Origin of the sequence: Amycolatopsis balhimycina FH 1894, from assembly GCF_000384295.1 — a bacterium.
GTDB classification, from domain to species: Bacteria; Actinomycetota; Actinomycetes; order Mycobacteriales; family Pseudonocardiaceae; genus Amycolatopsis; species Amycolatopsis balhimycina.
In genome coordinates, this window is record NZ_KB913037.1 from 1,465,150 (window position 1) to 1,491,559 (window position 26,410).

A 26,410-nucleotide genomic window follows, 5' to 3' on the forward strand; every position below is an offset into this window, starting at 1 on the left:
CGACGAACGTGGCGCTCACGCGTCCTCCTCGGTCGAAGCCAGCACGTCGGCCAAGTGCAGCACGCGGACGCCGGACCGCTGCCGCGACAGCAGGCCGCCGACGTGCAGCAGGCACGAATTGTCGCCGGCGACGAGCACTTCGGCCCCGGTTTCCCTTACGTGGCGCGCCTTGTCCGCGCCCATGGCGGTGGACGTCTCGGCGTTCTTCACGGCGAACGTGCCGCCGAAGCCGCAGCATTCTTCCGCGGCGGGCAGCTCGGCGAGGTCGAGCCCGCGCACCGCCCGCAGCAGCCGCAGCGGTTTGTCGCCGACGCCGAGCATGCGCAGCGAGTGGCAGGTCGGGTGGTAGGTGACGCGGTGCGGGAAGTAGGCGCCGACGTCGGTCACGCCGAGCACGTCGACGAGGAATTCGCTCAGCTCGGACACCTTCGGCCCGGCCCCGGCCAGCCCGGGCTCCCCCGCGCGCCGCGCGACCAGCCCGTGCTGGTGCCGGGCCGAGCCCGCGCACGAACCGGACGGCGTGACGATGTGGTCGTAACCGGCGAACGCGCTCGCGAACGCGCGGACCACCGGCACGGCCTCGTCGAGGTAGCCGGTGTTGACCATCGGCTGGCCGCAGCAGGTCTGCGCCGCCGGGAAGTCCGCGTCCACGCCGAGGCGGCGCAGCAGCCGGAAGACCGCCTTGCCCGTGCCCGGGAAGAGCGAGTCGTTGATGCAGGTGACGAACACGGCGACCTTCATGCGCTCATCCCGCCCGCGCCGCCCCGGCTTGCCGCCGCATCGCACCTCCGAATTAAAAGGTTTCAAGTCCAGCGCGGTGACGCTACTACGACCGACGAGGCGAAGTCAACGGACTGCTTTGATCCGCGAGGTAGGCCTCCTTATTCCTTCTTCTCAGTGCGAGTTGTTACGTTTCAATAAGATGTCTGTCGCCGTACCTCCCCTGTTGACCGGCCCGGGGGTGGTGCCGCCGGTCTCCCCGGCGGCACCCCCCTGTTCCGTCAGAAGCCGGGGAACACGCGGCGCAGGTCGTCGAGCGTGACGTCGCCCTCGACGGTGACGCCCTGGTCGTACGGTGCCTTGAGGCGGCCGCTGAGCAGCCGGACGAACGCTTCCGCCGGCCCGTCGAACGTCGCGGAAGGCGACTCGAGGCCGGACACCACGGTGACCGCGTCGTCGATCACCAATGCGCCGCCGGGAACCGCGACGGACACCGGCTTCGCGAGCTCGGCCGGCTTGGCGAGGAAGCCCAGCATGAAGCCCAGGTGCCCGGCGTGGAGTTCGACGAGCACGTCGGCCGAGCCGGCGTCCACGCGAGCGTCCGGGTCGAAGGCCACGCGCACGTCCCACGAGTGGTTGGCCACCTCGCTGAGCCGCATGCCCAGGGCGGTCACCAGCGGCACCGGCTCCGGCAGGAAGCCGAGGTCGACGGTCAGCGACTCGCGCTGCCCGGGCGTGAGCGCCTCGACCGTTTCGAGCCAGCGGCGGTTGGACTCCAGGAAACCCTCGGCCTGCGCACGCGGTGTGGCCGCGTCCCAGCGGGCCCAGACGGCCTGGTTTTCTTCGGCCGCCACGGTTTCCCCGGCGGCCCGCGCGATCGGCGCGCGGCCGATCTCGGCACCGCTGCCGAGGTGGGAAAGAACCTGGGCGACGGTCCATTCCGCGGCACCGCCGGTGGCGGCCAGCTGGTCGTCGGTGAGGGTACCGACCAGGCCGGCGAGCGTGTCGTACTCGGAGCGGAGGGCGGTGATCGTGCGATCCACGAGTTGACTCATGCCACGCTCAACTCACGGAGGGCCGCGTGTGTTCCGTTCCCGGTGGTCCCGGTCAGCGGCGGCCGGTCGCCAGGATGACGAGGAACTGGCCGCCGCCCGCCTCGGTGTTCGCGGTCACCGGCAACCCCGGCACCAGCCGGGAAAACCGGTCCACCAGCCAGTCCGCCGCTTCTTGGGCATCCTGCCTCGTCGGGCAGCGGGCCACCAGCTCGCGGCCGCCCTTGCGCTCCAGCCTCCCGGCGACGGTGATCAGCGGCGCGGGTTCGGCCACGTGCAGGCGATCCGGCCAGGCGATGACCACCTTGACCGCGCCCTTGCGGCTGTTGCACCCGCGGTGCGCGAGCCGCTCGGCGACCTTGGCCTTCCGGTCGGCGGTCCGGCTGTCGACACTCGGCCCTCGCGGGTCGTTCACCGACATCCCGGGATCGACCGGTTCGTCACACACCCAGCACCGCCAGCCGTCGCGCTCGGCCACTTCATCGAGGAGACTCACCCGGGCAACCTAGCCTGCCCGGCCGGACGGCGGTGGCGGGCCGTGCGCCAGGGCCGGCAGCGGCCCGCGGATGCGTCCGGACTGCCGAACGCCTTGGCAAGCGCGCCGCTAGCATCGCCCGCGGAAGTTTGTTTGACGCTCGGGCCGCGCTCGCTCAGCCCCGGCGACGCTCGCTAGCCCGGCCCAAGGTCTTGAATGACTCATTTAGGGCCTCCGAAGACCTGAATGAGTCATTCAAGACGCTCGCCCTCGCCGCCCCGCTGTCAACGAACCTCCGACGCGCGCCGCTAGCATCGCCGTGATCACGGCGCCGGCCGCGCCGACCGGGAGGTAACGATGACAGACGAGCACCGGATCGAAGCCGTCGAGCAGTGGTTCCGGCGGCGCGGGCTGCCCGCCGTCGTCCGGGGACGCCCGGCCCACCTGCTGGTCCGCACCGCCCCGGCGGTCGTGTTCATCGCGGCCTGGCAGCTGCTGACCGCCCTGCTGTCCGCAGTGGACGGCGAAACCGACGCCGACTTCGACCGGCTGCTGGAAAGCGACCTCTTCGCGCTCGGGTACGGCGGCCTCCTGCTGGGCCTGGTCGTCCTGCCGGGCCTCGGCTCCTGGCTCGCCGCGCGGTGGGTGCGGCGCAAGCTGGTCGAGCGCGGCGGGGCCGGGCCCGCCGCGGCCATGGCGGCCGTGCTGGTGATCGTCGTCCCCGTCGCCGGCTGGGTGGCCGAAGGCAAGTCGGTGCCGCTCGGCCTGGTGATCCAGCTGGCGATCTTGGCCGGGCTGTTCGGGGCCGCGTTCGTCGGGGTCGGCTCGATCGTCGGCTGGGCGCTGCGGGCCGCGTTCCGCCAGATCCGGCTGCTGGGCGAGCTGACCAGCCGGGTACTCCCCCTGTTGCTGCTGTTCACCGTCTTCGGGTTCTTCACCACCGAGATCTGGCAGGTCGGCGCCGCGCTGCCGAGGGCACGGATGTGGCTGGTCGTCGGCCTCTTCGCCGCGGTCGCCGTGGTGTTCCTGCTCGCGATGCTGAAGGCCGAGGTCACGACGCTGACCCAGTCGCGCACCGTCCCGATCGGCCTCGACAAACTCCGCGAGACGCCGCTGGCGTCCTTCATGACCGGCAGCGAACACGCCGAACGGCTCCCGCTCACCAAGCTGGAACGCGCGAACATGACCCTCGTCCTGGTCCTCACCCAGGTGCTGCAAACCCTCGTGGTCGCCACCGTGATGTTCGTCTTCTTCGTGATCTTCGGGATCATCGCGGTCCAGCACTCGGTGATCAAAGCCTGGATCGGCCGCGACCCCACCAGCGGCACGCTGTTCGGCATCCAGCTGCCGATCCCGCAGGAGCTGCTGCACGTCTCCCTGTTCATCGCCGCGTTCTCCGGCCTGTACTTCGCCGCCTCGACGGTGACCGACGCCAAATACCGCAGCGCCTACTTCGACCCGCTCGCCGACCACCTCGCGGTCAGCCTCGTCGCCAGAGACCTCTACCTCGCCCACCTTCTCGGCGAGCCGCGGCGCACCGAGCCCGCCGCGGAACACCGAGGTACCGCGCCGCCCACCGAGATCGCCGGGAACCGGTGACCGCGGATGAGCGACTACCTCATCGTGGACTGCGCACTTTTCCGGGAATCGCTCTCCGCCGCGCTCGACGGCGAGGAGGGCCCGCTGCCCGAAGCCGAGGTGGACCGCCACCTGCGTGAGTGCGGCGCCTGCCGCGCCTGGCAGGAGGAGGCCGCGCGGCTGCGCCGGTCGATGGTGCGCGAGGCACCGGTGGTGCCCGACCTCACGGCCGCGATCCTCGCCACGGCACCCCATCCCGCGCGGGAGAAGTGGGCGGCCCGGATAGCACTGGCGCTCGTCGGGCTCGTGCAGTCCGGACTCGCCTTCGCCGAGTTCCTCGAGCCCGGCGCGGAGCACGCCGGCCACGGCATCGGGCTGGGCGTCACCCACCTGAGCAACGAAAGCGCGGCCTGGAACCTGGCGCTGGGCGTCGGCCTGCTGTGGGCAGCGCTGAGGCCCCGCGCAGCCGGAGCGCAACTGCCGCTCTTCGGCGCGTTCGCGCTGGTGCTCGGCGTGGTGTCGGTGGCCGACCTGTCCGGCGGCCAGGTCGGCGCCGGACGGCTGCTCACCCACGTCTTCCTGCTCATCGGGCTGGGGCTGATGTACGTCGTCCACCGCGAGCACCGCCGCCGCCCGGCGCCGGCACCGTTGACAGCCGGCGCGCTCGACACCGGAGACGACGACGTGCAGCTTCCCGGGCACGGCCTGCCCGCACCGCTCGCCCCGGTCCGCCACCGGTTCCCCCGGCGACCCGCCAGCCGGCACCGCGCGGCCTGAATTCCTCAAATCCCAGCGTTGTGAACGACTCTTTCCTGACGTCCGACGTCAGGAAAGAGTCCTTGGGTTTTAACGGGTGGTGGGTTTCTTGCCTCGTCGGCTGTTCTTGCGGTGGGTGGGATATCGGGTCCGGGGTGGTCGGGTGGAGCCTGCAGGGCGTCCGGGGCCGGGGCGGGTGGGTTTCGGTGGGTTGGCCGGGGTGCCGGTCAGTCCACGAACCCGCCGAAAATCCCGTCGGACCCGCCGCGGTGACATCACCTGTGCTGGCTGGGGTTTCTCCCAGGGCAACCGCAGATCCCGGACACACCCGCGGGCCAGCCGCAGCTGGGTGTAGGCGACCAGCACCAGCCAACTCCACCGCAACGCCGTGTCCGGGTGCAGCGGCGCCGGGGTGGTCCACCCGAGGTCGTGTTTGAGGAACCGGAACGTGTGCTCCAGGTCGAACCTGCGCTGGTAGGCGGCGAACAGGGTGACCAGGTCCAGCGTGGTGGGCCCGGCGTGCCACAACCACATCGGCCCGGCCGGTTTCCCGCCGCCGGGCAGCCGTGCGATCTCGACCCGCAGCACGGTCCCGGCCACGATCGGCAGCGGCCCGTCGTGATCCTTCCAGTGGCCGTCGCGGATCAGCCGCCGGTGCCGGGCGTCCCACGCGGTCAGGGTGACCTGGCCGTAGCGGGGCGAGTCCACGGTCGCGACCCGGTCGGGCGTGGTGAGGGTGTCGGGGTTGTTCAAGGCGATCTTGTCCCCGTGCCGGCGGCGCCGCCCTCGGGCCCCCGCTGCCGGTGGTGGGGGCTCGGCGTGGAAGATCTGGTTGGACCGCAACCGGCCCAGGACATGCACCCCTGCGGCGTGGTGGTGGCTCAACGCCATCAGGTCGTATTCGGCGTCGAACACGAACCCGGGTGTCTCGGCCCGGCCCTCGGCGGCCAGACCGGTGCGGACCCGCTCGATCGCGGCCAGCGTCACTCCGGTCAGCGTGTCAGCGGGTCCCAGCCGGGCCAGGTCCACCGGCGTGGTCCAGGAGGTCGGGCCCCATTCCAGCGCGGCCATCACCGCCAACGGCCACCCCGAGGTCACCGGGGCCCCGGTCAGCGTCCGGGCGGACTTGTCGTGCACCACCAGCCGCTGCGGCGAGCACACCGCCTCCGGTCGGGCCCAGTTGGACACGTCCCCGGCGAACCACACCAGCCCATCCCGGCCCGAACCCACCGTGCCCAGCAGCAGCTTCCGCAGCCGGGGCTCGTCGATCCGGCCCCGGGTCAGCGCGGCATACACACTGCCGTGACCACGACGGAACTCCGGCTCCAGCGACAACCCCGGCAGCGACCCGACTCGCGCTGGTGCGCTGGCCAGGGCATCGGCCAGCTCGAACAGGGCATCAGCCCGACGGGTCAGACACCCATGCAGCTTCTGCCGCAACTGTGCCAGAGACCCCGTCGTGTCCTGCGCGTCCGCGTCCTGCACACTGATCACCGCAGCCCTTGGTTTGGCACTTCTTCCCTAGACAAGAAGAAGGATCAACCAAGGGCTGCCTGCATGATCAACCAGGGTAGCCCCAACCGCCCCAGAGGTTAAAACCCAAGGAGTCGTTCACGACGTCCGGCCGTGGCCGTCACCCGATAGATTTCCGTTGTGGCCGATGCCGAAGAAGCCGTCCGGCGCGTGGTGATCGTCGCGTACGACGATGTGCAGATCCTCGACGTCGCGTGTCCCAGCGGGGCACTGGAGATCGCGAACTCGCACGGGGCCGTGCCGCCGTACGCCGTCGAGCTGGCCACGGTCTCGGGGAAGGCCGCGCGCAGCTCGTCCGGGATCGTGCTGGCCGGGGCGCGCCGGCTGGCCACGGTGACCGGGCGGATCGACACGACGCTGGTCGTCGGCGGCGCCGGCACGCACGAGGCAGCCGTCGACGACCGGTTGCTGACACAGGTGCGGCGGCTCGCGCGCCGCAGCCGCCGGATCGCCTCGGTGTGCACGGGGACCTTCGTGCTCGCCGCGGCCGGGCTGCTGGACGAACGCCGGGTCACCACGCACTGGGGGTACGCGCAGCTGCTGGCGGCCAAGTTCCCCGCGGTGACGGTGGACGCGGCCCCGCTGTACATCCGGGACGGCGACGTCTACACCTCGGCCGGCGTGACCAGCGCGCTGGACCTCACCCTGGCGCTGATCGAGGACGACCACGGCCCGACCGTGGGCCGGGAGGTCGCCCGCGAGCTGGTCACCTACCTGCACCGCCCGGCCGACCAGGCCCAGATCAGCGTGTTCCTGTCCGCCCCGCCGCCCGCCAACCGGCTGGTGCGCGACCTGCTCGGCCACATCTCCGCGCACCTGGCCGAGGACCTGAGCCCGCCGTCGCTGGCGGCGCGGGCCGGGGTCACCACCCGGCACCTCACGCGGCTGTTCGCCACCCACCTGGGCCGGACCCCGGCCCGCGTGGTGCGGGCCGCCCGGACCGAAGCCGCCGCACACCTGGCGCGGGGCAGCGAGCTGCCGCTGGCCGCGGTCGCCCGCCGCTGCGGGTTCACCTCGGCGTCGACGTTGCGGCAGGCGTTCCTCGACCACTACGGCGTCAGCGGGGACGCGATTCGCCGGATGCCGGACATGCCGCGTCCCCTCGCCGCGCCGGCCACCCAGACTCCCGGGGCATGACGAGTGCGCAGACAACCCGCAGGACCGTGCTGACCGGTGTGGCGGCAGCCGCGGCGCTGGGACTCACGACCGGCACCGCGAACGCGGGGACGCCGGGCCCGCGGATCGGCATCCTGCTCTACGACGGCTTCAGCCTCCTGGACCCGACCGGCCCCGCCGAGCTGCTGTCGCGGCTGCCGGGCGCGACCGTGACGATGCTCGCCGAGCACCGCGGCCCGGTCCGCACCGACACCCGGCAGGTCTCGGTGCTCGCCGAACGCTCGGTGGCCGAGATCGACCGGCTCGACGTGCTCCTGGTGCCCGGAGCGGGCAACCGCGGCACGGTCGCCACGATGCAGAACCCCGTCCTGCTCGACTGGATCCGCCGCGTCCACCGGCACACGACGTGGACGACGTCGGTCTGCACCGGCGCGCTGATCCTCGGCGCGGCCGGCCTGCTCCGCGACCGCGCGACGACGTACTGGGCCTCAGCGAGCTACCTCGAGAGCACGTTCGGCGTGAAGTACGTGCCCGAACGGTACGTCCGGGTCGGCAAGGTCATCACCGCCGCCGGCGTGTCCGCGGGCATCGACCTGGCCCTCTACCTCGCGTCCTTGATCGCCGGCGAGGAAACCGCCCGAGCCGTCCAGCTCGCCGTCGAATACGACCCGCACCCGCCGTTCGGCTCCGGCAGCGCCACCACCGCGAGCCCGGAGCTCAAAGCCCTCGCCCTGCGGCTGCTGGCCGAATCCCAGGAGTAGCGAGCCGGCCCTGGATCACCCGCAGAAGGTGAGCAGGTCGGCCACCCGCGCGTCGCGGGTGCCCAAGGGGGCCAGGTGGAAGCGGTGCTCGATGGTGGCCATGATCGACGTGGTGTCGTGGGAGGTGTGGTCCACGCCGAACGGCCGGCGCAGCTGCGGCGAGATCAGCAGGGCGGGGATGCGGGTGCCCGGTCCCCACTGGTCCGCGACGGCGTGCCGGCCGGCCGGGGGTGCCACGTGGTCCCACTGGCCGCCGAACTCGTCGTAGGTGACCACGACCAGGGTGTGCTCGGCGTCCGGGCCGTTCTCCACGGCCTCGAGCAGGTCGACGAGGTGGCGGCTGCCGGCGTCCTCGCTGGCGTACCCGGGGTGCTCGTTCTCCTCACCCACCGGCTTGACGAAGCTCACCGGCTTGAGGTGGCCCGACTTGGCGGCGCTGACGAAGTCGGCCTCGTCGCGCAGGTGGGCGGCGCGGGCCGGCGTGCCGGGCGCCAGGTCGGCGTAGTAGTTGAACGGCTGGTGGTGGTACTGGAAGGTGGCGTCGGGGCAGTTCGGGTAGACCGCGCCGGCCGCGGTGCGCGGGCTGGTGCAGGTTCCCGGGGTGGTGCCGTTGGTCCAGCCGGGGCCGCCGACGTTGCCGTTGGCGTTGTCCCAGCCGCCGGAGTACCAGGCCCAGTCCACCTTCGCGGCCGACAGGCGGTCGCCGATGGTCGGCGTGGTCTGCGGCGGCAGCCGCCGCGACACCGGGGTACCCGGCTGGTACGGCTGGTAGGGCGGCTGGACGGTGTTGACCGCGTAGTCGCCGCACACGGTTCCGGCCGGCGGCGCTCCCACGGCCGCGGGGACGACGCAGCCGCCGTCGGCGGTCGCGGCCTGGGTCAGTGCCCGGTCGGCCGTGCCGGGAGTCGCCGGGTGCAGCGGGGTGCCCGCGGGGGAGCCGTCCGGCCCCACGATCGAGTGCAGGTCGTCGGCGCCGCCGTCGCGCACCGCCCCGGGCCAGGTCGGCGTGTTCGGGGTGATCAGCCACTGGTGGTTGAGGAACGACCCGCCGAACGAGCCCTGGAAGAAGTGGTCGGCGACCACGTAGTCCGGCGCGTGCCGGCCGTGCAGGTACTCGTAGATCGGCAGGCCGCGCGTGTCGTAGTGGCCCATGGTCAGCCCGACGGCGTCGCTGCCCGCGACGTAGCGGTCCATCGCGCCGCCGTGGATCTGGTACTGCTCGTTGTAGAAGCGGTGGACCAGGTCGCGGGTGCAGCCGCCGGGCAGCCCCTGTCCCTTGGGCACGCCGTTGGGCAGGAACACTCCCGGGGCCGGGCACGTCGTGTCGGCGGGCTGGACGTAGCGGTCGATCTCGAACGGGCGGTTGGTGAACGCCGAGCTGACCGCCGTCGTCCCGATCGTCCCGGTGCAGGTGACCGGCAGCGGCGGCGACGTGAGGTTCACGTCGTTCTGCGGCAGGCACGGCAACGCCCGGCCGTCCGGCGCCACCTGGGTCTGCGGCCGGGCCTGCCGCAGACCGTCGACACCTTCCCAGCCGCCGAACAGGTTGTCGAAGCTGTGGTTCTCCTCGTAGATCACCACGATGTGGTCGATCCCCCGGCCGTGACCACCGTGGTCAGGGCGCGCAACCGCTGTGCCGGCGCTCGCCAGCAGAGCCGGCACCGCCGCGGCGACCACGGCGCCTCGCAGAACCGTCCAGGACCCCATCCCGTACCTCCCAGGATCGACCGGTCTGCAGCTTCGTCCACCTCAGCCCGGCGCACAAGAGCCGGCCGCACGACTCCCCCGTGCGTGCGGCGGGCACCCCGGCGGAGCGACCGGAAGTCCGCAGTGGACGGTCTCACGGCGGCCCCGGCAATTATTCCCGTGACCCGGCGGCGTCCCAGCAGTTGGCCGCGTCCGCCCGGGGCGCGGAATCCGGCGCACACTACGGACACAGCCGAGGAGAAGGGGAACGCGGGATGGCATCAGGAACCGGCCCACGGATCGCTGTCGCACTGGACGGGGCGGGCTGGCACCCCGCCGCGTGGCGCGAACCCGGCGCGCGGCCCCGAGAGCTCCTCACCGCCGGTTACTGGACCGATCTGGTCCGCGAAGCCGAGGCCGGCAAGCTGGACTTCGTCACCATCGAGGACTCGCTGGCCCTGCAGACCGGGCACCCCCTCGACCGGCCGGGCGAGCGGACCGACATCGTCCAGGGCCGCCTCGACGCCGTGCTCACCGCCGCCCGCGTCGCCCCGCTGACCTCGCACATCGGGCTCGTACCGACCGCGGTCGTCACCCACACCGAGCCGTTCCACCTGTCCAAAGCCATCGCCACGCTCGACTACGTCAGCACCGGACGGGCCGGTGTCCGCGTGCAGGTCGCCGGGCGCGCCGACGACAACCGGCACTTCGGGCGCCGCGACATCGGGGAGTTCCGGCTCGAGGACGCCGCCGAGCCGGACAAGCCCAGCCCCCTGTCCGACCTGTTCGACGAAGCCGCCGACTACGTCGAGGTGCTGCGCCGGCTGTGGGACAGCTGGGAGGACGACGCCGAGATCCGCGACGTCGCCACCGGCCGGTTCGTCGACCGCGGCAAGCTGCACTACATCGACTTCGCGGGACGCTGGTTCTCGGTCAAGGGCCCCTCGATCACCCCGCGCCCGCCGCAGGGCCAGCCCCCGGTCACCGCGCTGGCCCACGCCGCCGTCCCCTACCGCCTCGCCGCCCGCTCCGCCGACGTCGTCTACGTGACGCCCTTCGACCGCGAGCAGGCCACGACGATCGTCGCGGCGGTGCGCGCCGAGCAGGACCGAGCCGGACGCGCCGGCGAGACGCTGCACGTCTTCGGCGACGTCGTCGTGTTCCTCGGCGAGACCGAGCAGGCCGCCGCCGACCGCAAGGCCCGGCTCGACGACCTGGCCGGCGCGGAATTCACCTCCGACGCCCTGGTCTTCACCGGCACCCCGGCCGGCCTCGCCGACCTGCTGCTCGACTGGCATGGCGCCGGGCTCACCGGCTTCCGCCTGCGGCCGGGCGCGATCCCGCACGACCTGACCGCCATCACCCGCGGGCTGGTGCCCGAGCTGAGGTCCCGCGGAGCGTTCCGCACCGAGTACGAGGCGAGCACCCTGCGCGGGCTGCTCGGCCTCGCCCGCCCCGCCAACCGCTACGCCGCTGTCTGAGGAGGCCGAGATGTCCCGGAAGCAGATCCACCTCGCGGCGCACTTCCCCGGCGTCAACAACACGACCGTGTGGAGCGACCCCGCGGCCGGCAGCCACATCGAGTTCAGCTCCTTCGTCAAGCTCGCGCAGACCGCCGAGCGCGCGAAGTTCGACTTCTTCTTCCTCGCCGAAGGCCTGCGGCTGCGCGAGCAGAACGGGCAGATCTACGACCTCGACGTCGTCGGCCGCCCGGACACCTTCACCGTGCTGTCCGCGCTGGCCGCGGTCACCGAGCGGCTGGGACTGGCCGGCACGATCAACTCGACGTTCAACGAGCCCTTCGAAGTGGCCCGGCAGTTCGCCTCGCTCGACCACCTCTCGGCCGGGCGCGCCGGGTGGAACGTCGTCACGTCGTGGGACGCCTTCACCGGCGAGAACTTCCGCCGCGGCGGGTTCCTGCCGCAGGACCAGCGCTACGAGCGCGCCGAGACGTTCCTGCGCACCGCCTGGGAGCTGTTCGACTCCTGGCGCGGCGACGAGATCGCCGCCGACCAGGCGACCGGCGAGTTCGTGAAGGATCCCGCCGCGGGCGCCTTCGCCCACCACGACGCCCACTTCGACATCGAGGGCCGGTTCCCGGTGCCGCGCAGCCCGCAGGGCCGCCCGGTGATCATCCAAGCCGGCGACTCCGAGGAGGGCCGCGAGTTCGCCGCGGCCACCGCCGACGCGATCTTCAGCCGCTACGGCACCCTCGAAGCGGGCCAGGCGTTCTACTCCGACGTCAAGGGCCGCCTGGCGAAGTACGGCCGGACGAACGAGCAGCTGGTGATCCTGCCCGCGGCGACCTTCGTGCTCGGCGACACCGACGCCGACGCCCACGAGCGCGCCCACGTCATCCGGCGGCAGCAGGTCAGCGCGCAGACCGCGATCAAGTTCCTCGAGCAGCTCTGGAACACCGATCTGTCCGGCCACGACCCGGACGGCCCGCTCCCGTCGACGGACCCGGTGGTCGACGGATCCACGATTGCGCCCGGCCGCGCCAGCGTCCGTATGTACCGCGACCCCGTGGCCACGGCCCGCGAATGGCGGCAGCTCGCCGAGGCGAAGAACCTGTCCACCCGCGACCTGATCGTCGAGGTCACCGGCAGGCAGACGTTCATCGGCTCGCCCGCGACGGTGGCCGCGGCGATCGACGACCTCGTCCAGGCCGACGCGAGCGACGGCTTCATCCTCGTCCCGCACGTGACGCCCGGCGGCCTCGACGAGTTCGCCGACACGGTCGTGCCGCTGCTGCAGGAGCGCGGCTCGTTCCGGACCGAGTACACCGGTTCCACCCTGCGCGCCCACCTCGGGATCGAGCCGGCCGGGACGTGACGGATCCGCTTTTCCGGAAGAGATCGGTGCCGCTGCCGGAGATGTACGGGTTCTGCACGGTGTTGATGTCGATCGCGCGGCCGTAGGAGTGGTTGGACCACGCCGTGCCGCCGGTGATCCTCCGCGTCACTCTCTTTCCGGTTCGGACAGCTCCGAAGCGCGGGACGAGTAAGCGCTTCCAGACTTCGCCAGGGGTGGGCTCAGCGGCAACGGCTCGAGAATCCCTTGCCCCGCAGCCTTTTCACTACACCGGGAACTTCACGCCGGTGAGTTCCTCGGACACCGACCACAGCCGTCGCTGGACGGTCACGTCGTAGGACTCCGGGCTGGACGTGACGACCCGCGGGTGCCCCCGGGACTCGCCCAGCCCGTCCGGGCCGTAGTACTGGCCGCCGAGGACGGCGTCGTCAGTGGCCGCGCGCAGGGTCGGCAGCGCGCCCATGTCCGGCTTCTGGCTCGCCAGCGGCGCAATCAGGGGACTGAGCACCCGGATGACGGCCGGGGAGTTGCGCGTGAGTTCGGTGTCGGACAAGCCGGGGTGCGCCGCGACGGCGATCGTGGTGCCGTGCGCCGCGAGGCGGCGCTGCAGCTCGTAGGTGAACATCAGGTTCGCCAGCTTCGACTGGCCGTACGCCGCGACCCGGCCGTAGGACCGCTCCCACTGCAGGTCGTCGAAGTGGATCGCGGCGCGGATGCGGTGCGCGACACTGCTGACGGTCACCACGCGGGACCCGGCCACGGGCAGCAGGAGGTCCAGGACCAGCCCGGTGAAGGCGAAGTGGCCGAGGTGATTGGTGCCGAACTGCAGCTCGAACCCGTCGTGCGTGGCCTGCTTCGGCGTGTACATCACGCCGGCGTTGTTGACCAGCAGGTCGATCCGCGGGTGCGTGGCGCGCAGCGCGTCCGCGGCGGCGCGGACCGATTCGAGCGAGGTCAGATCCAGCTCCTGCACGCTGACGTCGCCGGACATGCGCGCAGCCGCCTTCTTGCCCTTCTCGATGTCCCGCACGGCCAGCACCACCGAGGCGCCGTGCCCGGCCAGCGCACGGGCGGTTTCGAAGCCCAGGCCGGTGTTGGCGCCGGTCACCACCGCGACCCGGCCCCGCTGATCCGGGATGTCGCGTTCGGTCCACTTCATGGCGGTCTCCTTAAAGACTGACGGTCTCTTATGTCACCCACAGTAAAAGACCGCCGGTCTACTGTCAAGAGACTGGCGGTTTGTAAACTGTGGGGTATGACATTCCAGCGGGCGCGCAGCGAGGAGCAGCGGGAGATCCGGCGTCAGGCCGTCCTCGACACGGCTTTGGCGATGCTCGACGAGATGCCGGTCGCCGAGCTGAGCCTCAACGAGCTCAGCCGGCGGGTCGGGCTGGCCAAGTCGAACGTGCTGCGGTACTTCGAGTCCCGCGAGGCGGTGCTGTTCCAGCTGCTCGAACGCGCTATGGACGGGTGGCTGGCGGAGGTACCGGACGAGCTGGCCGCGGGAGTCGATCCGAGCCTGCCGGCGCGCGAGCGCGGCGACCAGGTCGCCGCGGTGGTCGGCGCGTCCCTCGCCCGCCGGACAGTCCTGCTCGATCTCGTCAACGCCCAGACCAACGTGCTGGAGCACAACGTGTCCGTCGACGTCGTCGTGCGGCACAAGCGGTCCGCGCTCGGCTACATCGCGACCGCGGCCGGTCTCCTCCGCCGCTATGTGCCGGAACTCGGTGACGGCGCCGCCCGGAACGTGACCATGATGACGCTGATCCTGGCCGGCACCCTGTCGACCTACTGCCGCCCTTCCCCCAGCGCGCTGGCCGCCTACGAAGCCGACCCAGCCGTGGCTGCGCTTCGCCTCGACATGCGCGCCACCCTCGAGGACGCCGTGGCCACGCTGATCGCGGGCACCCTGGCGCGGTCCTAACCGCGGCTTCCGCCGGGATTTCGTTTCCCCGGCTTCGGTCTTGATCCGAATTGTCAATCGGGGCTTGCCGAAATCCCGCGTTTCGACCGCGGCCGGTGCGCGGGTTGCCTTGATCCTCTGTGTGGCCTTGTGTTAAACACTCGCTCACCAATGTTGGGCACCTGCTCGGCAAGTCACGTGCCGCCGCGTGCGGTACCGCCAGAAGGAACTTTGCCATGAAACCGATCGAACAAGCCGAGGTTCCCTCCGCGGCCGGCAACCGGGTACTGGGCAAGGTCGCCATTCGGATCATGCCGTTCCTGGCGCTGCTCTACTTCGTCAACTACCTGGACCGCGTCAACATCGGCTTCGCGGGCCCGAACGGGATGAACAAGGAGCTGGGCCTGACCGCGACCGCGTTCGGGTTCGCCTCCGGCATCTTCTTCCTCGGCTACCTGATCCTCGAAGTGCCGAGCAACCTGGCGCTGCACCGGTTCGGCGCGCGCCGCTGGATCGCCCGGATCATGATCACCTGGGGTGTGGTGGCCACCGTGATGGCCTTCGTGCCCAACCCGGCCACGCTGGTCATCCTGCGGTTCCTGCTGGGCGTGGCGGAAGCCGGGTTCTTCCCCGGGATCATCCTCTACCTGACGTACTGGTTCCCGGCGGCGCAACGGGCGAAGGCGGTCGCCCTTTTCATGACGGCGATCCCGGTGTCCTCGGCGCTGGGCTCCACGCTGTCCAGCCTGCTCATCGTCAACGGCCACGGCGTCTTCGGGCTGGCCGGCTGGCGGTTCATGTTCCTGGTCGAGGGTATTCCGGCGATCCTGCTCGCGTTCGTCACCTGGTTCTACCTCACCGACCGGCCGGAAAAGGCGAACTGGCTGACCGACGACGAGCGGACCTGGCTGGTGGCCGAGCTGGAACGCGAACGGCAGGCGAAGGAGACGGAGCACCACTGGACGCTGCGGAAGGCTCTCACGCACCCGCGGATCCTGGGGCTCGCGTTCGTCTACTTCGCGATCGCCTACGGCCTCTACGCGCTGGGTTTCTTCCTCCCGACCATCGTCGCCGGGTTCGGCCAGCAGTTCGGCACCAAGCTTTCGGTGCTCCAAGCCGGTCTGGTCATCGCGGTGCCGTACGCCATCGCGGCGGTGGTCATGGTGGTCTGGGCACGCCACGGCGACCGGACGCGCGAGCGGACGTGGCACGTCGCGCTCCCGATGCTGATCGGCGGCATCGCCATCCCGATCGCGCTCTACCTCGGCAACCCGTATGCCGCGATGGCCGCAGTCACCGTCTGCGCGGTGGGAGTCTGCGCGGCGCTGCCGACGTTCTGGGCGCTGCCCTCGAGCTTCCTGGCCGGTTCGGCCGCGGCCGGCGGGATTGCGCTGATCAACTCGCTGGGCAACGTCAGCGGTTTCGCCGCGCCCTACATCACCGGCTGGCTGCGCGACCTGACCGGCAGCCAGCGGACGGGCCTCTGGGTGGTCGGCGCCTGCATGGTCGCCGGCGCGCTGCTGGCGATCGCTTTGGGAACCAAGCTGAAGTCCCGGGAACCCAGCGCAGTGACGACCGAATCCCCCGCCACGGACTGAACCCGGACCGCGCGAGGCCGGGCGACGGACGCAGCCGCGTCCGGATCGACGGGCTCACCAGGCCACCGGCAGTTTCCGGACGCCTCGGATCAGGCGGTCGGCCGACCACTCGACCTCCTCGGCAGCCACCGCGAGACGCAGGCTCGGAAGCCGCCGGATCAGCGTCTCGAGCACCACGCACAGCTCCAGCCTGGCCAGCGGCGCGCCGACGCAGCGGTGCACCCCGAAGCCGAACGCGAGGTGGTGGTTGACCTTCCGGCCGAAGTCGATCCGCCCGGCGTCCGGGAACACCTGCTCGTCGCAGTTCGCGGAATCCAGCTGGACCAGGACCGCGTCCCCGGCGCGGATCTCCTGGCCGCCGATTTCGAGGTTCTCGGTGGCGATCCGGGCCAGATCGGTCACGGTCACCAGCGGTACGAACCGCAGCAGCTCCTCGACCGCGGCCGGCACCAGCTCGGGGTCACCGGCCAGCGTGTCCCACAGGTGCTGCTGGGACAGCAGCTGGTAGACGAAGCTGCCGATCTGGTTCGCGGTCGATTCGTGGCCACCGGTCAGCAGGGCGATGCCCAGCATGAGCAGCTCGTTGTCGCCGAGCCGATCGCCCTCGTCGCGGGCGGCCACGAGCGCGGTCAGCAGGTCGTCCGCGGGCTCGGCCTTCCGCCGGTCGATCAGGGTGGTCAGGCAGCCGACCAGCTGGTCGCGCGCGCCGGTGACGTCCGCGGGGGTGACGTCCTTGCCCACGGCCACGATGGTCTCCGTGCACCGGCGGATCACCTCGCGGTCGGTGTGCGGAACGCCGAGCAGCTCGCAGATCACCTGCACCGGCAGCTCCCACGCCACCGCCGCGGCGAAGTCGGCGGGCGGCCCGGCCGCGATCATCCGGTCGAGCAAGTCGTCGGCGATCTCCTGGACACGCGGCCGCAGCCGGTCGACCCGGCGAACGGTGAAGGCCTTCGCGACCAGGGACCGGATCCGGCTGTGGTCCGGCGGATCCATGCACAGCAGGTTGCCCACCGGCTCGAAGCCCGGACGCGCGCGCGGGACGTCGGCGCCGGCCGCCGCCGCACGGGAGAAACGCGGGTCGGAGAGCACGAACCTCACCTGCTCGTACCGGGTCACCAGCCAGGCATCGCCGCCGTAGGGCATCGTGATCCGGACCGGTGCTTCGCCTCGCCTCAAATCTTCGAAACGCGGGTGCTGTTCCAACGCCACCGGCGGTCCGAACGGGTACGGGAGAGGCTCACGCGCGGCCGTGTCCATCGGCACTCCTGTTCACTCCGTCTTGCATCACCGTCGCCTCGACGATCGCGCATCCGGGACCACCCGGAAATCAGCCGATCAGCGCACCGGAATCGGCAAAAGCAGGCAGGTCAGCGCCCGTACCGGCGATCATTCCGCGGAAGTTTGACGGCCGTCGAACGGGAATATAACTTAAGCGGGCACGGACTCCCACTGGCGCGAAGCCCAGCCAGGAGGCGCAATGTCGAGCAGCACTTCCGGCCAGACCGGCACTTCCGGCACCTCCGGCACTTCCGAAGCCCGCCGGGTGGCTTTCGCGGGGGCGGTCGGCACGACCATCGAGTGGTACGACTTCTTCATCTACGGCACGGCGGCGGCCCTGGTGTTCGGCCCGCAGTTCTTCCCCAAGGCCTCGGAGCTCGCCGGCACGCTCGCCTCTTTCGCGACATTCGCGATCGGGTTCGCGGCCCGGCCACTCGGCGGAATCGTGATGGGCCATTTCGGGGACCGCCTCGGCCGCAAGTCGATGCTCGTGTGGTCACTGATGCTGATGGGCGGCAGTACGTTCCTCATCGGCGTCCTGCCGACGTACGCCCAGATCGGCGTGTGGGCCCCGATCCTGCTCGTCGTCCTGCGGTGTGTGCAGGGGTTCGGGCTGGGCGGCGAGTGGGGCGGGGCCGTGCTGATGGCGGTCGAACACGCACCCGACCGTCGTCGCGGCTTCTTCGGCGGCTTCGTGGCGCTCGGCCTGCCCACCGGCATCATCCTGTCCAACCTGATCTTCCTGGTGGTCTCCGGGACGGCCAGCAAGGCGCAGTTCGCCGACTGGGCCTGGCGGATTCCCTTCCTGGCGAGCGCGGTGCTGGTCGGGGTGGGCCTGTTCGTCCGGCTGCGCATCGCGGAGAGCCCGCTGTTCCGCGCCGCGCTGGCCGCCGAACGCCCGCGCCTCCGGGCACCGCTGGTCGACGTGCTCCGCAGCCACCCGCGCACGATCCTGCTCGCGGCGGGGACGTATCTCGGCATCGGCGGCCTGGGTTACCTGGTGATCGTCTACTTCGTGTCCTATGCGAACAAGCAGCTCCACGTGCCCACCCCGACCGTGCTCACCCTGCTGATCATCGCCTCGGTCGCCTTCGCCGCCACGGTCGTGCTGTTCGCCCGGTTGTCGGACCGGTGGGGCCGCCGCCGGGTCATGACCCTCGGCTGCGCTGCCCTGGTCGTGTGGGCCGCGGTGTTCCTGCCGATCGCGGACACGGGGTCGGTCCCGCTGATCCTGGTCGACCTGGTGGTGATGCTCGTCCTGCAGGCCGCCTACATCGGGCCGCAGCCGGCATTCTTCGCCGAGCTGTTCCCCACCGAGATCCGCTACAGCGGAGCCTCGCTGAGCCTGCAGCTGGGCACCATTCTCGGCGGCGCGGTGTTCCCCCTGGTCGCCACCGCCCTGTACGGCGCGACCGGCTCGTCGTGGTCGGTGACCGCCTACGCCGTGGTCATCAGCCTGATCACCTTCGGCTGCCAGCTCGGCTTGTCGGAGACCTACGAGCGCGGCCTGTACTCGTCCGCCGCCCCGGTCGGCTGACCGCGTCCTGAATGACTCATTCAGGTCTTCGGAGGTCCTGAATGAGTCATTCAAGACCTTGGGGCGGGCCGCTAGCGATCCAGGCGGCCGGGGTCGCCGGATCGGCCGCGGCGCAGGAGCCAAGCCTCGGTGATGTGGGCGGACATGGCCTCGGCGGCGCCGTCCGGGTCGCGCGCGGCGATCCGCTCGTAGACGCGGCGGTGTCCCCGGTTGGACGCCTCGCACCCCGCGCGTTCGCTGCGGCCCGTGTAGCGGGCGGTGTTGCCGACCTGGCTCTCCAGCGCGCGCACGACACCACGGGCGATGCGGTTGCCCGAGCACTGCATGATCGTGTCGTGGAAGGCCAGGTCCTGGTCGCGATAGGCCAGGGCGTCGTCCACGAGCTGGTCCATCCGGTCCACGAGGGCGCCCAGCCGGTCGATCGTGTCCTGGCCGGCGGTCCGGGCGACGACGAAGGCCATGTCCGATTCGAGCAGCCTGCGGGTGACCACGACGTCGTCGAGCACGGTCAGGGTGTCGTCCTCGGCGACGGCCGCGCCGAGGACGAGCTCGTCGAGCATGTTCCACATCGACGGCGGGGTCACCACCGTGCCCGCGCCCTGGCGCACCTGGACCAGGCCCTTCTCCTGAAGGACCTTCACGGCTTCGCGGACAACGGTCCGGCTCACCGAGAACGCCTCGCACAGCGCGGGCTCGGCCGGCAACGACGTCCCGGGGCGGTGGACTCCGCGCACGATGCGGTCCACGAGTTCGGCGGTGACGGCACTCGCGAGGTTCGCCGGCCGCCGCACCCACGCCGGAGCACTGGGCGGGCCCACGGTCGCATCGGGGCCTGAAGCCGTCATCTGTCCTCCGGTGGAGCTCACGTTCGACTCGGTGAGTGTACGGCAAGAACACCGTTGACGTCACACGTCATACGACTTATGTTTACCGGCACTCGCGGGCTGTCCGTTCGCCCGTCACCCGTCTGAAGAAGTGAGCAGCAATGAAGCAGCGCGCACTTTGGTCCGCAGCCCTGGTCGCCGGCCTGGCGTTGACCGCCGGTTGCGGCAGCGCCGCCGGGCCGGGTTCCCCGTCCGGCGGCTCCGGCGACAAGCTCGTGGTCTGGGACTGGAAGTCCGGCGACGCGAAGGCGGCCGGCTACGTGGCGAAGGCCAAGGCCGACTTCGCCAAGAAGCATCCCGGCGTCGACGTCGAGTTCGTGGCTCAGCCCTACGACCAGTACTACACGCTCCTCGGAGCGGCGATCCAGGCAGGCAAAGGGCCCGACGTCATCCTCTTCAACGGCGGCGGGCAGATCCGCGACCGGTCCGACGCGCTCACCCCGCTGGACTCCTACGTCGCCGAAGACAAGGGGCGGCTGGCCGGCTGGGACGCGTTCGGCAAGGCCGGGAAGACCTACGCGGAACCGGTCACCCTGCAGGGCCATCCCTTCTACTACAACAAGACGCTCTACGAAAAGGCCGGCCTGAACCCGGAGGCGCCGGCCAGGACGTGGGACGAGTTCGTCAAGAACTGCGGCGTCATCACCCAGAAGACCGGCGCGAAGTGTTTCGCGCTGGGCAACAAGGAGGGCGACGGCATCCAGTTCTTCCTGTCGGCCATGGGATCGGCGATCCTCACGCCGCCGGAGTACGACGACTGGATCGCCGGGAAGCGGGACTGGTCCTCGCCGGACGTCAAGCGGATCTTCGAGCTGTGGAAGCAGGCCAACGACGCCGGCCTGAACAACGAGGGGCCCAACTCCACGGCGATGTTCAACGACTCGTTCGCGCTCTTCCAGTCCGGCAAGGCGGCCGACGTCATCGGCCTGATGTCCGACGTCGGGCACTGGAAGGACTTCGCCGAGTTCCTCGGCGCGGACAAGGTCGGCGTCATGGACGCACCCGTGGTCAACCCCGCGGCGACACCGAGCCTCCCCTACGACGGCGGTATCGGGTACGGCGTCGCGAAGTGGACCAAGGACCCGAAACTGGCCGCGGACCTGGTGCGGTCGCTGACGTCGACCGACGCGTTGAAGGCCTTCTACGAGGACGGGGGCGCGATCGCCTCCGACACCACGATCGATGTCAGCCAGGGCGGCCCGGCGGTCAAGTTGATCCTCTCGGAGGTCAAGACCGGCAAGCCTGCCCTCCACGTCGCGCTGTCCTCCAAGACGCTCGACCTGATGGGCCGGCTCTCGCAGCAGCTGCTCAGCGGCTCGATTTCCGTCGACGCGGTGGTCCAGCAACTGGCCGCCTCCGAAAAGGGCTGATCGGCGTGGCCGGACATTCCCTGTCCCCGGCCGGCCCGGCCACGGCCGGGCCGGCCGAGGGGACCGCCACCCCGCCGGCCCGGCCGGCGCGCCGGCGCACCCGCCGGGGGTCGCGGTCCGAGCGCCTCGCGCCGTTCGTCCTGCTGGCACCGGCGGTGCTGGTCATCGTCGCGCTGCGGCTGTGGCCGCTGCTGCTCGGCGTCAACTTCTCCTTCACCGGTGACGGCGACCGCAACGGCACGTCGGTCGGCTTCGACAACTACCTGACGCTGTTCGGCGATCCCCTGTTCCGCACCGCGCTGCGCAACGTCGGCCTGCTCGTGCTGCTGCTCCCGGTGGCGGTGGCCCTTCCCGGCCTGCTCGCCACGTTCATCTACCTCAAGGTGCCGGGGCACCGGCTCTACCGCGGCGTCTACTTCTTCCCCGCGGTGCTCTCCCCCGTCATCGTCGGGGCGATCTTCACCCTGCTGCTCGCCGTCGACGGGCCGGTCAACACGCTCCTCGGCAGCATCGGCCTGGGGCCGGTGGACTGGCTCGGCGATCCCGATGTGGCGATTTTCGCGGTGGTCGGGGTGCACGTCTGGGCGACGTTCGGCATGGCGCTGGTCGTCTTCCTGGCCGGGTTCTCGACTCTCGACGCGTCGCTGCTGGACGCGGCCAAAGTGGACGGTGCGTCCCTGCCGCAGACCATCCGGCACGTGATCGTCCCCAGCCTGTCCCGCACCATCCAGTTCGTCTTCGTCACCACGATGATCGGCATGCTGACCTCGATGTTCGGCCTGCTGTTCGTGATGACCAGCGGCGGGCCGTCGGGATCGACCTACCTGCCCGAGTACTACATCTGGATCCAGCAGGGCCGGCTGAACCAGCCCGCGCTCGCTTCGGCGGCGTCGACGGTGCTGTTCCTGATCATGCTGGTGGTGGGGCTGGCCCAGATCGGCATCCTGCGACGCGCGGCCAAGGAGGACTGATGTCCGGTACCCGGTTGACGAAGTGGGTGGTCGCGGTCCCGATGGCCGCCCTCGCGCTGGCCACGATCTACCCGCTGGTGTTCACCGCCAACGTCGCCATGAAAACGCGCCACGAGTACGTCCTCGACCGGTTCTCCCTGTTCGAATCGCTGCGCTGGGACAACATCGTCAAGGCGTGGACGAGCGTCGGGATGTCCCGGTACTTCCTGAACTCGGTGATCGTCGTGGCGTGCTCGGTCGTGCTGCTCCTGCTGCTCGGGTCGATGGCGGGCTTCGCGCTCGGCCGGCTGCGCTTCCGCGGTTCGCGCGCGCTCTTCCTGGGCATCCTCGCCGCGCTGTTCATCCCCTTCCAGGTGATCATGGTTCCGCTGGCGCGGATCATGGCGGGCGCCGGGCTCATCGACACCTATCCCGGGCTGGTCCTCGTCTACGTGGCCCAGTTCCTGCCGTTCACGATCTTCCTCATGACCAGCTACTACTCGACCGTGCCGGCGGAGATCGCCGACGCCGCCCGCATCGACGGGAACAGCGTGTACGGGGTCTACTGGCGGATCATGCTGCCGATGGGCGCGCCGGCGCTGCTGTCGGTCGGCGTGCTCAACGCCCTCTTCTGCTGGAACGACGTGCTCATCGCTCTGCTGATGATGCCATCGGCCGAGCACCGCACGCTGATGGTCGGGGTCACTTCGCTGCGGGGGCAGTACTCCGACAACATCCCGACGTTCGCCTCCGGCGTGCTGATCGCCGCGATCCCGGTCCTGGTCGTCTACCTCTTCCTGCAACGCCAGATCGCCGACGGCGTCACCGCCGGATCCACGAAAGGCTGACATGCGCATCGCTGGTTACCGGACCCTCACCGCGGTCCAGGACTGGGGCCGTCCGATCGGCGACGCCAACGGCGTGTACACCGGCGGTGTCGTCCGGGTGCCGATCGTCGTCGTCGAGACCGACGAAGGCATCACCGGCGTCGGGCTCGGGCCGCACGTGGAGATCGAAACCGTCTTCGACGCCATCGAAGGCGAAGACCCGCGCGGCGTCACCGCCCTCTACGACCGGATGCTGCGGCGGACGTTCAAGGCGGGCCACGCGGGCGCGGTCTTCGGCACCATCGGCGCCCTCGACACCGCGCTGTGGGACATCAAGGCCCAGGCGGCGGGAGAACCGCTGTGGCGGCTGCTCGGTGGCCGCGACCGCCGCGTGCCCGCCTACGCGTCCGGTTTGGACATCGCACTGGGCGACGACGAACTCGTGGCGCTGTACCAGGTCTACGCCGACCGCGGGCTGCGTGCGGCGAAGCTCAAGGGCGGCCTCGACGTCGACCGCGACCGGCACCGGCTGACGCTGGTCCGCGACGTCCTGACCGAGGCCGGCCACGGCGCGCGGCCGAGCCTGATGCTCGACGTCAACGAGACCTGGACGCGCAAGCAGGCGGTCCGCCACGTCACCGAGCTCGAGCGGACGCTCGACCTGACCTGGATCGAGGAGCCGGTCCGGCGCTGGGACGCCGACGGCCACGCGGCGGTCGGCCGGGGCGTCCGCGCTTCGGTCGCCACCGGGGAGAACCTCACCGGGCTCGAACAGCACCGGCCGCTCATCGCGGCGGGCGCGGTCGACATCGTCCAGACGGCCGGGGGCTGGGGCATCACCCACTTCCTCCGGGTCGCCGCCTTCGCCCACGCCCACGACCTGCCGGTCAGCCCGATCGGCACCTCACCGATCGGCCTGCTGCACGCGGCGACCTCGGTACCGAACCACCTGGTCAGCGAACTGCAGGACCTCGTGCCACCGCTGGGCGTCTCGTTCGGCCACCACGTCGAGGACGGCGCGTTCGTCCTCGGCGACCGCCCCGGCCTGGGCATCCGCCTCGACGAGGCGGCGATCGCCGCCTCCGGCCACCGGCTCCCCGACTCGCGATCCGGCGGTTCCCACATCCGGCCGGAACGCGCCGGCCACCGCCTGCACCCGGACGGCGCGCACCCCGGACCGGTGGACGCCGCGCTCAACGTGTGACCCGAACTCCCCTCGGCGCCGGTCAGTCGCGCGGCTTCGAAGTCACGAGGGAAATCACCGCCAGCACGGTGTTGACGGCGGAGATCGCGACGGTGAACTTCGCCGCCCTGCCCTGGAGTTCGCCGCGCGCACCGGCGTAGGCGGCGGCAGCGGTGTCCGTCGCGTGGATCAGGACAGCCTGGCGCAAAATACGCGGGGCCGCCGCGTCGTCGGCTTTCAGCAGCAGCAGATCCGCCCCGAGGACCAGCGTGCGGATCCCGAACATGCGTGCGGGATAGCCGAACCGCTGGTCCTCGCCCGGTTCACCGCCCAGGCTTTCCACCATCTTCCGGGGTGCTAACAACCCCAGCGCCCCGTTGAAGATCCGCACGCAAGCCAGCGCTTTCCGTGCGACGTCACCTGGTTCCATCGGCCCACCTTTCGCTCACTGCATACAGTGTCAGATCCCAGCTCGGCAGCTATGCCTCGGACCGGTCATCCACCGCGAGTTGCACCCCCAGTACGCTCGTCAGCCTGATCAAACGCGAACGCACGCTCTGCGGTATAGGAGTGCGCCGAACAGTCGTGCGCCGATAAATGGGTGGTGACGTGGGACAGCGGTCGGCACCATGAGCGGAGTGCAGTCCCGGATCACACCAGCAGACGACCAAGGTCCGAGCCTTGGCGGTGAACGACGTGCCTGACCGCCGGCACCACGTGGCGCCGTCCGTCACGGTCCGCGAGGTTCGCGAAGACGACTGGCCCCAGATTTGGCCGATCATCCACGACGTCATCACCGAGCAGCAGACTTTTTCCTACGACCCCACCATGAGCGAGCTCGACGCCAGGCGGATGTGGCTACTGGGCACACCAGCAAGAGCAGTCGTCGCCGCCCACGGCGACCGGGTGGTCGGGACCGCGAACATGTACGCGAACCGGCCCGGACCCGGAAGCCACATCGCTTCCGGCAGTCTGATGGTCGCCAGGGAGGCGCGGGGCGCAGGTGCGGGCCGCGCCCTCACCGTCGATATGATCACCTGGGCACGACGAAGCGGATTCGCGGCGATCCAGTTCAACGCCGTCGTCGACGTGAACACGGCCGCAGTCCGCCTTTACGAGAGCCTCGGGTTCGTCACCCTCGGCACAGCCCCTGGCGCATTCCGCCACCCCACCCTGGGAGACGTCGGCCTCCGCATCATGTGGCTGGATCTGCGACGCCCAGGACCCTCGGGATCGCTGCCGCTGCCCACCCGCAGGAGCTGTCCATGACCGTCGAAACAACTCCGGCCATCGATGCCGCGCTGGCGAGGCGTCTGGTCGACACGCAGTTCCCGCAGTGGGCCAAGCTGCCGCTGCTCCGGCACGCGCCGTCCGGCTCGGATCATGTGATCTACCGGCTGGGCGAGAAGCTCTCCGTTCGGCTGCCTCGCCATGCCGGCGCGATCAGACAGGCGGGAAAGGAAGCCGAGTGGCTGCCCCGGCTGGCCCCGCACCTGCCTCTGGCCATCCCCGTCGTGGTGGAGGTGGGCGAGCCGGACTTCGGCTATCCGTGGCCGTGGGCGGTGTCACGCTGGCTGGACGGCGAGGTGGCGACCGTCGATGCCCTGTCCGGCTCACACGAATCCGCCGGTGTGCTGGCCGAGTTCCTGACCGCACTCCACCGGTTCGACGCCGGCACCACCGAGGACCTCACCGGCCGGCCGCTGGCCGCGCGGGACGCGGCGACGCGATCTGCCATCACGAAGGTCGGCGACGCCTTCGACACCGCGGCGATGGCCGCGCTGTGGGATGCGGCTCTCGCCGCCCCTGGATGGGACCGTCCACCGGTCTGGTTCCACGGCGATTTCCACACCGGCAACCTGCTGACGACCAGCGGCCGCCTCAGCGCCGTCATCGACTTCGGTGAGCTCGGTGTGGGCGATCCAGCGTGCGATCTGACCATTGCCTTCACCCTCATGTCGGCTGAGACGCGAGCCACCTTCCGCGCCGCGCTCGATGTGGACGACGCCACCTGGACTCGCGGTCGCGGCTGGGCCTTGGCCACCGGGTTGAACGCCTACGTCACCTATGCCGCTGTCAACCCCCACGTCGCCGCACAGACCACCCGCCAGATAACCCAGGCCCTCGCCGACTGAACAACGCTTGCGAGGCGAGGTGGTTCAGGCGAGGCGAACCGGCTGCGCCGGGCCGGACCGGGTCGAGCAGCGGCCCTCAGCAGATCGAAGCAGTAGCTGCGGACAGACTTGTCACTGTTGCCTCGGGCGACGAAATCGACGAGGAATCGCCGAACCGGCTCTACCGGTGTGCCGTCGGCCGACATCACCGACCACGGAACGCTCTCGTCGACCCGGCTCACGCGCCCCACTGAGCCGGCTTGATCGCGCTC

The 26,410-nt window shown here is 70.7% G+C and carries 24 protein-coding genes and 1 pseudogene; 15 read left to right on the plus strand and 10 right to left on the minus strand.

What is annotated here, in order from left to right; genetic code table 11:
- Positions 1–15: 15 nt before the first annotated feature.
- The 3 genes from A3CE_RS0105770 to A3CE_RS0105780 all read right to left on the minus strand — a co-directional run bounded on the left by A3CE_RS0105770 (position 16) and on the right by A3CE_RS0105780 (position 2,268).
- A complete protein-coding gene (locus A3CE_RS0105770; protein WP_020639119.1) occupies positions 16–741 on the minus strand; it encodes a (Fe-S)-binding protein in 726 nt (241 codons plus the stop codon).
- Between the two features lie 260 nt (positions 742–1,001).
- Positions 1,002–1,775 (minus strand): maleylpyruvate isomerase family mycothiol-dependent enzyme, encoded by a 774-nt coding sequence (locus A3CE_RS0105775; protein ID WP_026468195.1) that lies wholly within the window; start codon positions 1,773–1,775, stop codon positions 1,002–1,004.
- Positions 1,776–1,827: 52 nt separating this feature from the next.
- Positions 1,828–2,268 (minus strand): hypothetical protein, encoded by a 441-nt coding sequence (locus A3CE_RS0105780; RefSeq protein WP_026468196.1) that lies wholly within the window; start codon positions 2,266–2,268, stop codon positions 1,828–1,830.
- Positions 2,269–2,604: 336 nt separating this feature from the next.
- On the opposite strand from A3CE_RS0105780, the gene A3CE_RS0105785 reads away from it, so the two are divergent.
- Together A3CE_RS0105785 and A3CE_RS0105790 are read left to right on the plus strand one after the other, a co-directional pair.
- A complete protein-coding gene (locus A3CE_RS0105785; RefSeq protein WP_020639122.1) occupies positions 2,605–3,846 on the plus strand; it encodes a hypothetical protein in 1,242 nt (413 codons plus the stop codon).
- A 6-nt stretch (positions 3,847–3,852) separates the two neighbouring features.
- A complete protein-coding gene (locus A3CE_RS0105790) occupies positions 3,853–4,602 on the plus strand; it encodes a zf-HC2 domain-containing protein (protein ID WP_020639123.1) in 750 nt (249 codons plus the stop codon).
- A gap of 69 nt (positions 4,603–4,671) precedes the next feature.
- Here the strand turns inward: A3CE_RS0105790 and A3CE_RS0105795 are convergent, their stop codons facing one another.
- Positions 4,672–6,075 (minus strand): transposase, encoded by a 1,404-nt coding sequence (locus tag A3CE_RS0105795; RefSeq protein ID WP_157376770.1) that lies wholly within the window; start codon positions 6,073–6,075, stop codon positions 4,672–4,674.
- Between the two features lie 159 nt (positions 6,076–6,234).
- Here A3CE_RS0105795 and A3CE_RS0105800 point away from each other — a divergent pair, with 159 nt between their 5' ends.
- Complete coding sequence (locus tag A3CE_RS0105800) at positions 6,235–7,251, plus strand: GlxA family transcriptional regulator (RefSeq protein WP_020639125.1); 1,017 nt, start codon at positions 6,235–6,237, stop codon at positions 7,249–7,251.
- On the plus strand, positions 7,248–7,991 hold the full coding sequence (locus tag A3CE_RS0105805) for a DJ-1/PfpI family protein (protein WP_026468200.1): 744 nt from the start codon (positions 7,248–7,250) through the stop codon (positions 7,989–7,991). Before A3CE_RS0105800 ends, A3CE_RS0105805 begins: the two co-directional genes overlap by 4 nt.
- Positions 7,992–8,006: 15 nt before the next feature.
- Here the strand turns inward: A3CE_RS0105805 and acpA are convergent, their stop codons facing one another.
- Positions 8,007–9,698 carry an acid phosphatase gene (gene acpA, locus A3CE_RS0105810; RefSeq protein WP_020639127.1) on the minus strand — a complete coding sequence of 564 codons (1,692 nt, stop codon included), beginning with the start codon at positions 9,696–9,698 and terminating at the stop codon, positions 8,007–8,009.
- Positions 9,699–9,952: 254 nt separating this feature from the next.
- On the opposite strand from acpA, the gene A3CE_RS0105815 reads away from it, so the two are divergent.
- Both A3CE_RS0105815 and A3CE_RS0105820 read left to right on the plus strand, forming a co-directional pair.
- Positions 9,953–11,158 carry an LLM class flavin-dependent oxidoreductase gene (locus A3CE_RS0105815; RefSeq protein WP_020639128.1) on the plus strand — a complete coding sequence of 402 codons (1,206 nt, stop codon included), beginning with the start codon at positions 9,953–9,955 and terminating at the stop codon, positions 11,156–11,158.
- A gap of 10 nt (positions 11,159–11,168) precedes the next feature.
- Positions 11,169–12,512 carry an NtaA/DmoA family FMN-dependent monooxygenase gene (locus A3CE_RS0105820; RefSeq protein ID WP_020639129.1) on the plus strand — a complete coding sequence of 448 codons (1,344 nt, stop codon included), beginning with the start codon at positions 11,169–11,171 and terminating at the stop codon, positions 12,510–12,512.
- 37 nt (positions 12,513–12,549) lie between these two features.
- On the opposite strand, the pseudogene A3CE_RS54805 reads toward A3CE_RS0105820, so the two are convergent.
- Positions 12,550–12,642 (minus strand): annotated as a pseudogene (locus tag A3CE_RS54805) (M15 family metallopeptidase); the annotation flags it as partial.
- 114 nt (positions 12,643–12,756) lie between these two features.
- On the minus strand, positions 12,757–13,650 hold the full coding sequence (locus tag A3CE_RS0105830) for an SDR family NAD(P)-dependent oxidoreductase (RefSeq protein WP_020639131.1): 894 nt from the start codon (positions 13,648–13,650) through the stop codon (positions 12,757–12,759).
- 96 nt (positions 13,651–13,746) lie between these two features.
- Here A3CE_RS0105830 and A3CE_RS0105835 point away from each other — a divergent pair, with 96 nt between their 5' ends.
- Both A3CE_RS0105835 and A3CE_RS0105840 read left to right on the plus strand, forming a co-directional pair.
- A complete protein-coding gene (locus A3CE_RS0105835; protein ID WP_020639132.1) occupies positions 13,747–14,415 on the plus strand; it encodes a TetR/AcrR family transcriptional regulator in 669 nt (222 codons plus the stop codon).
- Positions 14,416–14,630: 215 nt separating this feature from the next.
- Positions 14,631–15,992 (plus strand): MFS transporter, encoded by a 1,362-nt coding sequence (locus tag A3CE_RS0105840; protein WP_020639133.1) that lies wholly within the window; start codon positions 14,631–14,633, stop codon positions 15,990–15,992.
- 54 nt (positions 15,993–16,046) lie between these two features.
- Here the strand turns inward: A3CE_RS0105840 and A3CE_RS0105845 are convergent, their stop codons facing one another.
- Positions 16,047–17,252 (minus strand): cytochrome P450, encoded by a 1,206-nt coding sequence (locus A3CE_RS0105845; RefSeq protein WP_020639134.1) that lies wholly within the window; start codon positions 17,250–17,252, stop codon positions 16,047–16,049.
- A gap of 220 nt (positions 17,253–17,472) precedes the next feature.
- Between A3CE_RS0105845 and A3CE_RS0105850 the strand changes: the two genes are divergently transcribed.
- Positions 17,473–18,810, plus strand: a complete 1,338-nt coding sequence (locus A3CE_RS0105850) for an MFS transporter (protein WP_020639135.1) — start codon at positions 17,473–17,475, stop codon at positions 18,808–18,810.
- Positions 18,811–18,881: 71 nt separating this feature from the next.
- Here the strand turns inward: A3CE_RS0105850 and A3CE_RS0105855 are convergent, their stop codons facing one another.
- The gene (locus A3CE_RS0105855; protein WP_026468201.1) at positions 18,882–19,655 is read right to left on the minus strand and encodes a FadR/GntR family transcriptional regulator; all 774 of its coding nucleotides are present in this window, start codon (positions 19,653–19,655) and stop codon (positions 18,882–18,884) included.
- 140 nt (positions 19,656–19,795) lie between these two features.
- On the opposite strand from A3CE_RS0105855, the gene A3CE_RS0105860 reads away from it, so the two are divergent.
- The 4 genes from A3CE_RS0105860 to A3CE_RS0105875 are packed head-to-tail and all read left to right on the plus strand — an operon-like array spanning position 19,796 to position 24,045.
- On the plus strand, positions 19,796–21,064 hold the full coding sequence (locus A3CE_RS0105860; protein ID WP_020639137.1) for an ABC transporter substrate-binding protein: 1,269 nt from the start codon (positions 19,796–19,798) through the stop codon (positions 21,062–21,064).
- Between the two features lie 5 nt (positions 21,065–21,069).
- A complete protein-coding gene (locus A3CE_RS0105865; RefSeq protein WP_020639138.1) occupies positions 21,070–22,035 on the plus strand; it encodes a carbohydrate ABC transporter permease in 966 nt (321 codons plus the stop codon).
- The gene (locus A3CE_RS0105870) at positions 22,035–22,862 is read left to right on the plus strand and encodes a carbohydrate ABC transporter permease (RefSeq protein WP_020639139.1); all 828 of its coding nucleotides are present in this window, start codon (positions 22,035–22,037) and stop codon (positions 22,860–22,862) included. Before A3CE_RS0105865 ends, A3CE_RS0105870 begins: the two co-directional genes overlap by 1 nt.
- A gap of 1 nt (position 22,863) precedes the next feature.
- Positions 22,864–24,045 (plus strand): mandelate racemase/muconate lactonizing enzyme family protein, encoded by a 1,182-nt coding sequence (locus A3CE_RS0105875; RefSeq protein WP_020639140.1) that lies wholly within the window; start codon positions 22,864–22,866, stop codon positions 24,043–24,045.
- A gap of 22 nt (positions 24,046–24,067) precedes the next feature.
- On the opposite strand, the gene A3CE_RS0105880 is transcribed toward A3CE_RS0105875, so the two are convergent.
- On the minus strand, positions 24,068–24,415 hold the full coding sequence (locus A3CE_RS0105880) for a hypothetical protein (protein WP_211231812.1): 348 nt from the start codon (positions 24,413–24,415) through the stop codon (positions 24,068–24,070).
- Positions 24,416–24,711: 296 nt separating this feature from the next.
- Here A3CE_RS0105880 and A3CE_RS0105885 point away from each other — a divergent pair, with 296 nt between their 5' ends.
- The gene (locus A3CE_RS0105885; protein ID WP_020639142.1) at positions 24,712–25,293 is read left to right on the plus strand and encodes a GNAT family N-acetyltransferase; all 582 of its coding nucleotides are present in this window, start codon (positions 24,712–24,714) and stop codon (positions 25,291–25,293) included.
- On the plus strand, positions 25,290–26,159 hold the full coding sequence (locus tag A3CE_RS0105890; RefSeq protein WP_020639143.1) for an aminoglycoside phosphotransferase family protein: 870 nt from the start codon (positions 25,290–25,292) through the stop codon (positions 26,157–26,159). Before A3CE_RS0105885 ends, A3CE_RS0105890 begins: the two co-directional genes overlap by 4 nt.
- The last annotated feature ends 251 nt before the right edge of the window (positions 26,160–26,410 follow it).